Origin of the sequence: Kushneria indalinina DSM 14324 (genome assembly GCF_003385845.1) — a bacterium.
Lineage (GTDB): Bacteria > Pseudomonadota > Gammaproteobacteria > Pseudomonadales > Halomonadaceae > Kushneria > Kushneria indalinina.
This window is the reverse complement of record NZ_QRDJ01000009.1, coordinates 328,906-342,509: the sequence shown is the minus strand read 5'-3', so window position 1 is coordinate 342,509 and position 13,604 is coordinate 328,906. Positions and strand designations below refer to the sequence as shown.

The following is a 13,604-nucleotide window of genomic DNA, read 5'->3' as shown; positions in this document are numbered from 1 at the left end:
TTGTTGCGAATAGTCGCATTTAGCCTCAGTCCCGGTGTTTTCTGGGCTCATGGCCTATAACTCCCGCCACAGGCGGCCCTTATATCTCATTCGTACTGCACCGGCCGCGAGGGGTCACGGCTCTTGAGCCAGCGATAGAGGGCGTCGTGGTTGGCGCCGTGGCCGGACTCGTTGCCCAGAGACCAGATCACGACGCAGGCATGATGGGCGTCGCGCTCGAACATGCGAGTCACCCGGGCTGCATAGGCCGGCAGCCAGTCCGGATCATCGGACAAACGACCCATCGGTTTGACCCCATGGGTTTCGATGTTGGCCTCGTCGACGACGTACAAGCCGTAGCGGTCGCACAGGCGATACCACTCGGGGTGGTTCGGGTAGTGGGAGGTGCGCACCGCGTTGAAATTGTTCTGCTTGAGCAGGCGGATGTCTTCGATCATCGATGCTGTTGTGACGGCATGCCCGCGGCGTTCGTCATGCTCGTGGCGATTGACGCCGCGCACTAGAAGCGGCTTTCCGTTGATCTCGAGCACGCCGTCACGGATGGCGACATCGCGAAACCCGGTATCGAACGCCTCGACCTGCCACGGCTGGCCTTGTCCGTCTTCAAGGCTGATCACCGTCCGGTACAGGTGGGGCACCTCGGCACTCCACAGGGCCGGCTCGTCGACGGTCAGCGTCGCGATGACACGATCGTCATGACCGCCGTTGGCATCCACCGGTGGCGTGCCTGGTGAAACCACCGTCTCGCCGACACGGGTCTGCCCGTCGTAGAGCGCCACGCGCGCACGCACCTCGGGGTTGGGGTGCTCAAGGGCGATCGAGGCGCTGACGTGCAGCTCGCCGCGCGAGCGGTCATGCGTCAAGTGTGGCTCGATGCTGACCTGAATCAGACGGTTGGCCGGCCGGTGATGGAGCGTGACGTCGCGAAAGATGCCGGAGAGACGCCACATGTCCTGGTCTTCCAGATAGCTGCCGGCCGACCAGCGCAGCACGACCACGACCAGGCGGTTTTTGCCCGCCCGGGCGGCGTTGCCCAGATCGAAGAACGACGGCAGGCGGCTGTCCTGGGCATAGCCGATGAAGTAGCCATTGCACCAGACATAAAACGCTGAATCCACGCCGTCAAAACACAGCTCGACCTGGCCGGAGTCGCACCACGTCGTCTCCAGCGCAAAATCGCAGGCATAAACGCCGGTCGGGTTGTCCTCCGGCACGCGAGGCGGGTCGACCGGAAATGGATAGGTCACGTTGGTATAGATGGGTGTATCGAAGCCTTCGCACTGCCAGTTGGAGGGCACGGGCATGGCGGTCGCCCCTGTCGGGTCGCGGTCGAGCCAGCCGTCCGGCACGTCGTCAGGGCGATCGTAGAGCGCGAATCGCCAAGTGCCGTTCAGGCTCGCCCGGGTGGGGCTGTCGGCGTCGGCCAGCGCATCGGCAATGGTGGTCCAGCCGTGAAAGGGGGCGTGCATGGGCAGGCGCTGGCGGTCGATCACGGCGGGGTTTTGCCAGTCGCGCGCGGCCAGTACGGTGCTGATCGACAGTGGTTTTAGTAGGGTCATGGCGGGTCCCTTGAGATCGAAAGCATTCATGGCGCGCGGCTCGCCGGCGAGTCGCACGTGATATGAACCTGGTAAATGGCTAGAGAATCGGCTGCCCGTCAGCGTCAAACACATGGCTGCTGGCGGTATCAAACGACACGGTGGCGTCATCCCCCGATTGCGTCGGACTCAGGGCATCGGCCTGAATCACGAAGCGCTCCAGATTGGCAAAGCGCCCGTAGATGAAGGTGACGTTCCCGAGCCGCTCGGTCACATCCACTGCCACCCGAATGACCGTGTCTCCCTCGTGGCCCTCGTGCAGATGTTCGGGGCGCACGCCAACGCTGACGCTGTCGCCGGGCGCCACCGGGCGCTGTGGGGTGCGATCCAGCACGACCGACGTTTGATCCTGATCGGCCAGCTTGATGATTAGACGCTGCTCGCCGACCTCACTGACGGCCCCGTCGATAAAGTTCATGCGTGGCGACCCGATGAAGCCGGCGACGAAGCTGTTGCAGGGCCGTTCGTACAGCTCCAGCGGCGCCCCGACCTGCTGGATCACGCCATCGCGCAGCACCACGATCTTGTCTGCCATGGTCATGGCTTCCACCTGGTCATGGGTCACGTAGATCATCGTGGCATCGAGCTTGTGGTGAAGCTCCTGAAGCTGCACCCGCATCTCGACCCGGAGCTCGGCATCGAGATTGGACAGCGGTTCGTCGAACAGAAACACCTCCGGCTGACGTACGATCGCCCGGCCGATGGCGACACGCTGGCGCTGCCCTCCCGACAGGTGTTTTGGCTTGCGATCCAGCAGCGCCTCGAGCTGCAGCGTCTGCGCGGCGTGGTCGACGCGTTTTCTGACCTCGCCGGCGGGCATGCCGGACATCTTGAGTCCAAATCCCATGTTCTGGGCCACGCTCATGTGGGGATACAGCGCGTAGGACTGAAACACCATGGCAACGCCGCGCTCCGAGGCATCGATATCGTTGGCTCTCGTGTCGCCAATATGCAGATCGCCCTCGGTGATCGATTCAAGACCGGCAATCAGGCGCAGCAGCGTGGTCTTGCCGCAGCCCGAGGGGCCCACGAACACCACGAACTCCTTGTGCCGGATGTCCAGGTCCACGCCATGGATGGTCTCGACGTCGCCAAAGCGCTTGACGACATTTCGCATGGTTAAAGCGGCCATGATGCCTCTCCTTTACGGGTTCAGCCTCGCCATCGGCGCGGTGAACGCTTGCGTGCATCTCACGCGGTGGCTGAAAACGGCGGCAAATCGATCCGTTCCCCGATAACGACCCAGAGCGAGTCGGGAAAACCGATGGGCAGTCGCAGCCCGCTGTGCATCAGCGCGCGTCCGCTGAGGACCAGCCCTTCCGGTGTGACAAGCGGTGAAGCATGAAAGCGCGTCGGAGGGGCGGTCATATCTTCCCGATTCCACAGCGTGACGCGATAGCGCGCGTGGTCGGCCAGCCCCGCCAGACACAGCGGGGTAGTGCTCTCACTGCGCGGCGTTTCCAGCGTGGCCGAGAACAGCAAAAAGCGTTGCCCGTCGGCGGCAACCGACATGTGGGCCCGGGTTTCGCCCTCATCGCCGGGACAGAGGCGATAGTCCAGCGCCGTGTGCAGCCACTGGCGATTGCGCTTGTAGAATGCGGTATAGCGCATCAGCGTCTGCTGCTCTGCCTCGGTCAGCTCTCGCACGTCCATCTCGAAACCCATGTGCCCGGTCAGCGCCGTGCCGGCGCGAAACGCCATGCTCAGCCGGCGCCCGGAGGTGTGACACAGCCGCGGCCCGACATGGCTGCCCATGATCTCGGATGGCAAAAACAGTCGGGCGTCGTGCTGCATGCGCCAGCGCTCGTGGGCGTCGTTGGAGTCGGACAGCCACACGCGCTGGGTGCGTGCCAGAATGGCGTAGTCGATGCGGCCCCCGCCGGATGCGCAGGATTCGATTTCAACCCTGGGGTGACGCGCGCGCAGCCGGTCGAGCAGCGCGTAGACCGCCAGCGTCTGACGGCGCAGTAGGGGCCGGCCATCGCCGTCGACGGCCAGCGTGAGATCGCGATTCATGTCCCATTTGAGATAGTCGATCTCATGCTCGGTCAGCAGCGCGTCCAGGCAGGTGAAGAGGTACTCGGCGGCTCCCGGGGCGGTCAGGTCGAGCACCTGCTGGTGGCGTGCGGTCGGCTGATGGCGGCCGTTCGGCGCGATCATCCACTCCGAATGCGCGCGCGCCAGATCGCTGTCGGGGCTGATCATTTCGGGTTCGACCCATAGCCCGAAGCGCATGCCCAGGCCGCGCACGTGTTCGATCAGCGGGGCCAGACCGTGCGGATACTTGCGCGTATCGACCTGCCAGTCGCCGAGGCTTGTGGTGTCGTCGTCGCGTCGTCCGAACCAGCCGTCGTCCAGTACGAAGCGTTCCGCACCGAGCGCGGCGGCGCGACCGGCAAGGTCTGTCAGCGTGTCGATATCGTGGTCGAAATAAACGGCTTCCCAGCAGTTATAGTGCACCGGGCGTGGCCAGCCGGTGGCTGTATGGGTCACGACATGGTGACGCAGGTGCTGCTGATAGCGCTGACCGATGGCGCTCAGACCGGCATCGGCCCAGCCAAGGTAGGTGGTTTGCGAGGTCAGGACGTCGCCCGAGGCCAGGTGGGCCGGCTCCGGCACGCCTGCCTGGAGTTGGCGTCGGCCATCGGCCAGGCACTCCACCAGCAGCCGGTGCGCCCCGGAAAACCCGAAGTGCAGGGCCCGGACCTCGCCGGCGTTGTCGGTGCAGCCGGGTTCGGGGAACAGGATTGCCGGAAAATGATCGTGACCGGTGCGGCCGCGCCGGCTCTCGCGCAGATGCACGCCGCGGGCGAAGGCGACTTCTCGCAGGCCGAATTCCCGGGTCCAACGGCCGGCAAATTCGAGCATATGCGACGCCGTGCTGGAGACGGGCATGACCGGCGCGGACAGCCAGGCGACCGTGACCGGTGTCTCGCCGGCGCTGAGTTCGGCATGGCTTTCGATAATGTCGCTGTGCGCCCGGGTCTGGAATACGGCGCGATAGCCAAGCCCGGTGGGCCGGTCCACGGCCTCGATGACCAGGGCGCCGCCGTGAAGGCCCACCGAGCCCAGCGTGAACTGAGTCAGCACCGGGCGCTGCTCGGCATCATGCACGACAAGCCCCGGCTGGCCATACATCCCGCGGCCGATTTCCGGGCAGATCGACAGATCGATCGGCTCATCGAGCGCGTTGTTGCCGATGGGGGCTGTCAGGGCCGCAGCGAGCGCATCGAGGTCTTCATCGGCGTCCAGGCGCGCGCCCCAGTAGACCACGCACGGCAGGGCGTTATTGAAAAAGGCTGCAAGCACCAGGGTCTGGCGCACCGTGTCCAGACGCCAGCAATGGGGCAGGGTGTCGTCCGTCGGTAACGATGGCTGTTCGCGGTGCGTCATCCCTTGGTCGCTCCCATGGTGAGTCCGGCAATAAAGTGCTTTTGCATCAGAAAGAACATGGCGACCGGCGGCAGGGCGGCCACAATGGCGCCGGCCGACACCAGCTGCCAGGCCGATACCCATTGGCCGTTGAGGGCGTTGAGGCCGGCAGTGATGGGTTGGCTGCCCGCGCCCTGGGTGAGCACCAGCGCCCAGAAGTAGTCGTTCCAGACGAAGGTAAAGACCAGCACGGACAGAGCGGCAATTGCCGGGCGCATCAACGGCAGGATGATGTACCAGAAAATGCGCCACTCGGAGACGCCCTCGACGCGGGCAGACTCCACCAGCTCGTGGGGCAGCGCACGGATGAAGTTGCGCATGAACAGCGTGCAAAATCCGCTCTGGAAGGCCACATGAAACAGCACCAGACCAGTCACGGTGTCATAGAGCCCCAGTTGCAGGGTCAGGTCACGTACCGGCACCATCAGGATCTGAAAAGGGACAAAGTTGCCCGCCACGAAGATGAAAAACAGAAGCAGGTTGCCGCGAAACCGATAGCTGGACAGTGCATAGCCGGTCAGGCAGGAGATGGCCACTGCGCCGGCGACCGACGGCAGCGTGATGCGCAGCGAATTCCACAGGTAGTCGCCCATGGCCGAGGTCGTGAAGACCTCGACGTAGTTGCCCAGCGCTATCGCACTGGGCAGGCCGAAATAGTTGCCGGTGGCCAGATCCTGCGCCGGCCGGATCGAGGTAATCGCGATGCCGATCAGCGGCAGCAGCCAGACAATCAGCGACACCGGGAGGACGACCTGATACAGCGCGCGATAGCCTCGCGAATACTCGCTAATGGGACGTGGAAACATGAATCAGCCCTCCTTCTCGTCACCGAACATGCGCCAGACAAAGCCGGAGATGAACAGCATCATGATCACCAGCAGCACCACGGCAATGGCGGCGCCATAGCCCATCTGATAGCCGTACTCCGACAGCGCCTGTTCGTACATATAGTAGGAGAGCACCCGGGAGGAGCCGTACGGTCCGCCGCTGGTCATGATCGAAATAAGATCAAACGAGCGCAGGGCGCCGATGACTGTCACCACCAGAGCGATGAAGGTCGCCGGTCGCAGCTGTGGGAGGATCACGTAGCGCAGCATGCGCAGCCCGCGGGCGCCGTCCAGGCGTGCGGCCTCGATCTGGTCGGCGGCGATGTTGTTGAGACCGGTCAGATAAATGATCATGCAGTAGGCGATCTGCGGCCATAGACCGGCGACGATGACGGCATAGGTGACGTAGCGTTCGTCGGCAAGCACAGCAATCTGGCCGAGTCCGAGCCACTCGGTGATCTCCGGCAGCAGCCCGATACCAGGGGCGTAAAACCAGGAAAAGATCAGTCCTACCACGACCTGGCTGATCACGAACGGGAAGAAAAACAGCGACTTGTAAATGCGGATGCCGGTCACGTTCTGATTGAGAAAGATCGCGGCTGCAAGCCCCAGCGGGATGGCCAGTAAATAAAGCGCCATCCAGATCAGGTTGTTTTTCAGCGATGTCCAGAAGGCCGGGTCATCGTACAGATCCGTATAGTTGGTCAGCCCGGCCCAGTCTTTCGGGCCCATGCCGTCCCAGTGAAAAAAACTGATCCAGACCGATTGGAAAATTGGCAACACAACATAGACGGCGAACATGACCACGCCCGGTGCCAGAAACAGCAGCGGCGCCAGGCGCCGCTGGTTTCGGCGCCAGATGCTGCTCACCCCGGGTTTTGAAAACGTACTCGCGCGATTCATGGCAGTACTCCGGACGAGGGTGGAGGGTCAACGCCACGCCATACCGCTCAGCGATAGAGCCGGCGCGTCATTTGATCCAGACGCTGGAGAATGTCTGCCTGCTGATCGGGCCTGACCATGAACTCCTGAAAGCCCTGCATGCCTACCTTGGCCATGCGCGGCGGTACGTCGCGATCATAGAACTGCGAGACCGACTCGACGCCTGACAGCAGCGCTGTCGCCTGTCGGGTCAACGGGCTATCGTCGACACTGGCGTGGCGGTTGGCCGGCAACGTGCCTGCGATACGATTCATCTCGGCCTGAACGTCAGGCCGGGCGACATAGGCCAGAAACTTGCGTGCCGAGTCCGGGTTGGGGGCATTGGCCGGGGTGGCAAACATTTCGGTAGGTGCCTCCACGGCATCGGCCACGTCACGATCGATCGTGGGGAAACGCATCAGGCCGATCTGCGCCTCTTCCAGCCCCGCGGACTTCATGACTTCGACGGTGAAGCTGCCCATCAGATACATCGCCGCCTCGCCCTGGGCAAAAAGCGGTACTGCGTCCTGCCACTCCAGGGCGGCATGGTTCTGGTTGTAGAAGCCCGGTTTGACCAGTTCGGCCCAGTGGTCGAACACATTTTTCACGCGCGGATCCGTATAGTCCGCCTCGCCGCGGGTGAGCTGCATGTGGAAGTCGTAGCCGTTGAGTCGCAGGTTGATATAGTCAAACCAGCCGGCGGCCGGCCACAGCGCCTTGGAACCGATGGCAAAGGGGGTAATGCCGTTGTCCTTGAGCTGGCGGGAGGCGGCCAGCAGGGCCTGCCAGTCCTCGGGCGGCGTAATGCCCTGCTCTTCGAAGATATCGGCTCGATAGTAGATGCCCCACGGGTAGTAGCTGTAGGGCACGGCCCACTGCTTGTCCTGATACGTCAGCGACGACGCCATCGAGGGGAAGGCATCCGACATCTCCTCCTGCTGCCAGAGGTCGCTGATGTCAGCAAACAATCCGGCTTCGACAAAGGGCAACATTCGGTTGCCTGCATACCAGCGAACGATATCCGGCGGATTGGCCGCCAGGAAGTTGCGAATCGAGCTCTTGTAGCCCTCGGTGGCGAAGCGGTTCCAGGTGACCTTGATATCCGGATACGTGTTTTCGAAACCCTCGATGACGGCGGCCAGCGATTCGCGTGCTGCCGGGTCCGTATGATCGGAGTTGATCACCAGAGAGGCTGCCGACCCCATCCCGCTTGCCAGAACACCGCCTGACAGCGCTAGACCCATTGCCCATTGTCGACCGTATTTGTGCAGCATCGCTTTTATGCCCCCGAACTGAATGGTTTTCCTGTGATGACGGCATCTACGACGTAGGTCCAAGCCACCAGAGAACGTCCCTCCAGAGATATTAACGACGATTAATATGAACGCTGTCTCTACGCCATTGGTATCGTTATCCGGAACCGTGTTTGACTATTCGGAACACGGCGCCGTGTAATACGCCGGTAGCTGGCTGTGGCGTGGTCTCTCATTTCTTCAGAGCGTGGGTATCGGGGAGCGCTATTATATGAACAGGCAGGCCAACACCGGCACGCTCGGCAAGGCGATGGATATCGTCGAAATCATTGCCGAAGCCAATTCGCCGCCGCGTTTCAGCGATATACTGCGGCGTACCGGCCAGCCAAGGGGCACGCTTCATCGCCAGATGGCGAATCTGCTCAACGAAGAGATGATCGCTCTAAACCCCGATCAGACCTATTCACTCGGTATACGCCTGCTGAAGCTGGCATCGCAGGCCTGGTCCACTAACGGATTTCGCACGGCCGCCACTCGGGGGCTGAACTGGCTGCATCAGCAGACCGACGAGACCACGCATCTGGCCGTACTGCGCGGCGCAGAAGTGATCTATCTGGACAAGGTGGAAAGCGGCCAGTCGATACGCATGCATTCGCAGATCGGCAAGGCATCCCCGGTCTACTGCACCGGCATTGGCAAGGCTGCGCTGTCGAGGGTCGATGACACAACGCTTGAGTCGATTCTCTCCGAGCTGTCGTTCTCTCGCTTTACCCCGCACACGATCACCAATACCAGAGCACTGCGTGAAGAGCTTGATGGCATCAGGGCGCGGGGCATTGCCTTTGACAACGAAGAGCACGAAATCGGCATTTGTTGCGTAGCGGCACCTGTCGTGCCAATCAGCCGCTCGTTTTACGCCGGGGTGTCGGTGACCGGTCCTGTATATCGCGTCGACGAAGCAAAATGGCTGGCGTGGCAGTCACTGGTGCCCGAAGCTGCTCGACTGATTGTGGAAGATGTCGAAATATTGCTGGGCCCGGGAGGCCGTATTTGCTAGGCGCGCACTGGTAGAGAATCATGCAGTATCTTCTGATCCTGGATGCCATTCACGCCCTGCATGGGCTGATCAGGATGCCAATTCAATCCAATCAGGGCTTAGCAGTCGCCGATCTCCTCAAGCATCGCCTCCCGAAAGGCGACCAGCCGGGCGTGACGCGCGTCGGCCAGTTGCTGACCGGTGGCGGTCTGAAAACCTTCCCTGAGCGTCAAAAGCTTGGTCTGGAAGTGATCCAGCGTGAAACGTTGATCACTCAGCGCTCGATGGACGGCCTGTGGGTCGAGTGGGTCATATAGCGCGCTGCCCATCTGGCCGGCGGTATAAAAACAGCGCGCGATACCCATGGCGCCCAGCGCGTCGAGCCGGTCGGCGTCCTGCAAAATCCTGGCTTCCAGCATTTGCGGAGGGATGGCTGCCGAGAAGCTGTGGGCTTCGATGGTATGCGCCACTGCCTCGATGCGTGAGGTTTCCCATTCCAGCGCGGCGAGAATCTCCCGGGCCTGCGCAGCGGCCAGTCGTGAGGCCTGTGCCCGACGCGGGTCATTCTTGGGCACGTGAACGCCGTCATGCAGCACGGTGGCGGCCAGCAGCAGTTCGCTGTCGCCACCCTCCTCGGCCGCGATGCGCTGTACGTTGCGCCACACGCGTACCAGATGGGCAAGGTCGTGAGCGCCGTCGTCAGCGTCAGGCAGCCGGGCCAGCAGGGTTTCGGCGAGCGTCTGATGAGGCGTGAAGAAAGTGGTCATGACGGCAGGATGATGTTCGACAGGACGTCGGTCAACGCCGCCCTGTCGCTACCCGGGCGTGTCCCGGAAGCTACATCAGCCGGGTGCCCAGCGGCACGTCCTGATCCGGCACGCACAGCGCCACGGCGCCGTCCTCGTTGTGAAAGCCGGTCACCAGACACTCCGACATGATCGGACCGATCTGTTTGGGCGGGAAGTTGGTGACCGCCACAACCAGTCGGCCGATGAGCGTTGCGGGATCATACAGCTCGGTGATCTGGGCGCTGGACTTGCGCACACCGAACTCGGCACCGAAATCCACCTGCAGTACATAGGCCGGCCGCCGTGCCTTTTCGAACACTTCAGCGTGCGTAATGCGCCCGACGCGCAGCTCTACCCTTGAAAACTCTTCCCAGCTCAGTGTCGACACCGATCGCTCCTTTCAGGTCTGCGCCATTGGTCGTAATAAACGTTTAAGTCCTACAACTTTGGCAGCTCGAGTGATGCCTGTATTGACGACATTGGTCGTCTTTTCAATGACCTGACAAAAGGCATAACCAAATGGATATGACTTGATGGTTAGGCCGCTATTAGTGAGCCACTTGCACATCTCCTTATGCTCGGACGGTCGAATCAACCGGTCCGCCGCCCGGACACCCGTCCCTCAGCGGCCGCCAAGGTGCACCGCACTCACGCAGGAGAGGAGCATGCAAAAGGGCAGAATCAGTATCGTCGAGAAGATCGGCTTTGGCATGGGGGACGCCGGCAACAACATGACCTTTGCCGCCGTGGTCATGTATCTGTCCTACTTCTACACCGATGTCTACGGCATCTCGCCGGCGGTGGTCGGCACCATCTTTTTGTCGATGCGCTTTGTGGATGCCGTTACCGATCCGATCATGGGCGCCATTGCCGACCGTACCCGCAGCCGCTGGGGCCGCTTTCGCCCCTGGATCCTGTTCATTCCGGTGCCGCTGGCGGTGGCCTGTGTGCTGATGTTCACCACGCCGGACTGGTCGGATCAGGGCAAGATCATCTACGCCTTTGTCACCTACGCGGTGATGTCGCTTCTATACACGGCCGTCAACATTCCCTACTGCGCGCTGGGCGGCGTGGTTACCAGCGACCACCGCGAGCGGGTGTCGTGTCAGTCCTGGCGCTTTGTGCTGGTGGGCGTGGCCTATCTGATTCTCAACTCCTCGCTGATGCCGCTGGTCGAGTGGTTCGGTGAGGGCGATCAGGCCCGCGGCTTTCAGATCACCATGGGGCTGATGTGCGTGATTGCGCTGTTCATGTTCGGTTTCTGCTTTGCCACCGTGCGCGAGCGGGTCCAGCCGGTCGAGAACACCTCTAACGGGCTGATAAAGGATCTGAAAACCCTGGCCGCCAACCCCAAGTGGCGCCAGGTGCTGGCGATTACCTTCCTGCAGGCCTTTCAGTTCTTCCTGCGTCAGGGCGCGGCGATCTACTACGCCACCTGGGTGCTGGGGCTTGGTGCTGCCGGTATCTCGATCTTTGTCACCTCCGGGGTGCTCGGCGGCATGGCGGGGACGGCCATCTCGCCGCTTCTGACCCGCCATTCGACCAAGCTGCGCGTGTTCATTCTCAGCTCCATCGCGCTGGTCGCGGCCTGCGTGGCGCTCTATTTCGTTTCGGGTGATCAGGTGATACTGGCGGCGATCGTGGTGCTTGTGATCAACATCTGCCACGGCATCGGCACGCCGATCGCCTGGGCCTTCATGGCCGATGCCGAGGACTACGGCGAGTGGCAGAGCGGCTATCGTAATACCGGCGTTTCGTTTGCCGGCAACCTCTTCTTTCTCAAGCTGGGCCTGGCGGCGGCCGGCGGACTGGTGGGCTTCATGCTCTCGATGGGCGGCTATGTCGGCGGTGCCGACGCTCAGGAGCCCCAGGCGCTGACCATGATCGTGCTGCTCTTTACCCTGATTCCGGCGCTGGTCAGTGTGTTGATGACGCTGGCCGGCTGGCGCTTTGGGCTGGATGATGCCGAGATGGACCGCATTCGCCATGATCTGGAGGCGCGCGCCGGCGACCGCTCAAGCCCCAATTCTGATGAGACCGACAGGACTGGCCCGTCCGGCACTGCCCGACCGGCCACCACCTGATGTTGACCATGACCACTGACCGGGAGAATTCCCCCATGCAGACCCGCGTGACCCTGCACCGCGACTTTGTCACCAGCACCATCGACGGGCGTCTCTACAGTGCCTTTCTCGAGCACATGGGACGCGCCATCTACGGCGGCATCTATGAGCCCGGCCATCCGCAGGCGGACGCCAACGGCTTTCGTCAGGATGTGCTGTCGCTGGTGCGCGAGCTGGCCCCGCCGCTGGTGCGCTACCCGGGCGGCAACTTCGTCTCGGCCTACAACTGGGAAGACGGCATCGGCCCGCGCGAGGAGCGCCCGGTGCGGCTGGATCTGGCCTGGCACAGCCGTGAATCCAACCAGGTCGGCATCCATGAATTTGCCGACTGGTGCGAGCAGGCCGGCATCGAGATGATGCTGGCGGTCAATCTGGGCTCGCGCGGTATTGATGAGGCGCGCAACTTCCTGGAGTACGTTAACCACCCCGGCGGCAGCGCCTGGAGCGATGAGCGCATCAAAAACGGTCGCAAGGACCCGTGGAACGTGCGGCTATGGTGTCTGGGCAACGAGATGGACGGCCCCTGGCAGATCGGCCACAAGAGTGCGGCGGAGTACGGCCATCTGGCCAACGAGACCGGCAAGGCGCTCAAGGCCTATGACCGCTCGCTGGAACTGGTCGCCTGCGGCTCCTCCAACCCGAAGATGGCCAGCTACCCGGAGTGGGAAGCCACAGTGCTGGATCATTGCTACGAGACGGTCGATCACATCTCGCTGCACATGTACTTCACCAACCACGAGGACCAGCTGGGCGACTATCTGGCGCTGGCCGAGCAGCTCGATCGCTACATCATGTCGATTGCCGGCGTCATCGACTACATCCAGGCCAAGAAGCGCACCCGCCATCAGGTCCATATCTGCTTTGATGAGTGGAACGTCTGGTATCACAGCGTGCAGCAGGACCGACGCGTGCTGGAAGGCAGCGACTGGCCGTTTGCGCCGCCGATTCTCGAAGACGTCTACAACGTCGAGGACGCGCTGCTGATCGGCTGCGTGATCAACACCTTCATTCGCCGCTCGGATCGGGTGCGCATCGCCTGTATTGCCCAGCTGGTCAACGTGATCGCGCCGATCATGACCGACACCGGTGGCGACGTGTGGCGCCAGACCATCTTCTACCCGCTGATGTTTGCCTCGCGCTACGGCCGCGGCAAGGCCCTGCAGCTGGCCGTGGATGGCCCCACCTACCAGACCCGCGAGCTCGAGGACGTGCCGTGTCTGGATGTCTCTGCCGTTCACGATGACGAGGGCGGGTTCGTGACGCTCTTCGCCGTCAACCGGCATCAGAAGGAGGCGCTGGATCTGAACGTGGCGCTGCACGGCTTTGAAAACGCTCGGCTGGTCGAGCATCAGTGCATCAACCATCCGCAGATGAAGGTCGTCAACACGGCCAGCCAGCCGGATCAGGTGCGCCCGGTAGCGGGCGAGGGCGTCGGCGTTGAAGACGGCGCGCTCAAGGGCAGCCTGCCGCCGCTGAGCTATCACGTCATTCGCCTGTCGGTGGGCGCCGCGTAAGACAGATACGTAGCCCCGGGCGCGATCAGCGTTGATCGCGTACCCCGAGCCGGCGTCGCCATAAGGCGACGCCGGCTTTTTTGATGCTGCCATCCGCCGATGGTGAAAGGCC

Annotated in this window: 11 protein-coding genes; 3 read left to right on the top strand and 8 right to left on the bottom strand. The window is 62.5% G+C overall.

Going from position 1 to position 13,604, the window contains the following annotated elements; translation table 11 throughout:
- Window positions 1–86: 86 nt before the first annotated feature.
- The 6 genes from C8D72_RS15880 to C8D72_RS15855 form a co-directional block, all read right to left on the bottom strand.
- Window positions 87–1,559, bottom strand: coding sequence for a glycoside hydrolase family 2 TIM barrel-domain containing protein (locus tag C8D72_RS15880; protein WP_170140627.1), 1,473 nt, complete (start codon window positions 1,557–1,559; stop codon window positions 87–89).
- A gap of 79 nt (window positions 1,560–1,638) precedes the next feature.
- A complete protein-coding gene (locus tag C8D72_RS15875) occupies window positions 1,639–2,730 on the bottom strand; it encodes an ABC transporter ATP-binding protein (protein WP_115855412.1) in 1,092 nt (363 codons plus the stop codon).
- 59 nt (window positions 2,731–2,789) lie between these two features.
- Complete coding sequence (locus C8D72_RS15870; RefSeq protein ID WP_211308869.1) at window positions 2,790–4,991, bottom strand: alpha-galactosidase; 2,202 nt, start codon at window positions 4,989–4,991, stop codon at window positions 2,790–2,792.
- Window positions 4,988–5,836, bottom strand: coding sequence for a carbohydrate ABC transporter permease (locus C8D72_RS15865; protein ID WP_115855411.1), 849 nt, complete (start codon window positions 5,834–5,836; stop codon window positions 4,988–4,990). Before C8D72_RS15865 ends, C8D72_RS15870 begins: the two co-directional genes overlap by 4 nt.
- 3 nt (window positions 5,837–5,839) lie before the next feature.
- The gene (locus C8D72_RS15860; protein WP_115855410.1) at window positions 5,840–6,760 is read right to left on the bottom strand and encodes a carbohydrate ABC transporter permease; all 921 of its coding nucleotides are present in this window, start codon (window positions 6,758–6,760) and stop codon (window positions 5,840–5,842) included.
- Window positions 6,761–6,807: 47 nt separating this feature from the next.
- The gene (locus tag C8D72_RS15855; protein WP_115855445.1) at window positions 6,808–8,022 is read right to left on the bottom strand and encodes an ABC transporter substrate-binding protein; all 1,215 of its coding nucleotides are present in this window, start codon (window positions 8,020–8,022) and stop codon (window positions 6,808–6,810) included.
- 280 nt (window positions 8,023–8,302) lie between these two features.
- Here C8D72_RS15855 and C8D72_RS15850 point away from each other — a divergent pair, with 280 nt between their 5' ends.
- Complete coding sequence (locus tag C8D72_RS15850) at window positions 8,303–9,088, top strand: IclR family transcriptional regulator (protein WP_115855409.1); 786 nt, start codon at window positions 8,303–8,305, stop codon at window positions 9,086–9,088.
- Window positions 9,089–9,186: 98 nt separating this feature from the next.
- Here C8D72_RS15850 and C8D72_RS15845 read toward each other — a convergent pair whose 3' ends face one another.
- On the bottom strand, window positions 9,187–9,834 hold the full coding sequence (locus C8D72_RS15845; RefSeq protein ID WP_115855408.1) for an HD domain-containing protein: 648 nt from the start codon (window positions 9,832–9,834) through the stop codon (window positions 9,187–9,189).
- 70 nt (window positions 9,835–9,904) lie between these two features.
- A complete protein-coding gene (locus C8D72_RS15840; RefSeq protein ID WP_115855407.1) occupies window positions 9,905–10,243 on the bottom strand; it encodes a tRNA-binding protein in 339 nt (112 codons plus the stop codon).
- A gap of 277 nt (window positions 10,244–10,520) precedes the next feature.
- Here C8D72_RS15840 and C8D72_RS15835 point away from each other — a divergent pair, with 277 nt between their 5' ends.
- The gene (locus C8D72_RS15835; protein ID WP_170140626.1) at window positions 10,521–11,939 is read left to right on the top strand and encodes a glycoside-pentoside-hexuronide (GPH):cation symporter; all 1,419 of its coding nucleotides are present in this window, start codon (window positions 10,521–10,523) and stop codon (window positions 11,937–11,939) included.
- Between the two features lie 35 nt (window positions 11,940–11,974).
- Entirely contained in the window at window positions 11,975–13,492 is a 1,518-nt protein-coding gene (gene arfA / locus C8D72_RS15830; protein ID WP_115855405.1) for an arabinosylfuranosidase ArfA, read from the top strand.
- Window positions 13,493–13,604: the final 112 nt, after the last annotated feature.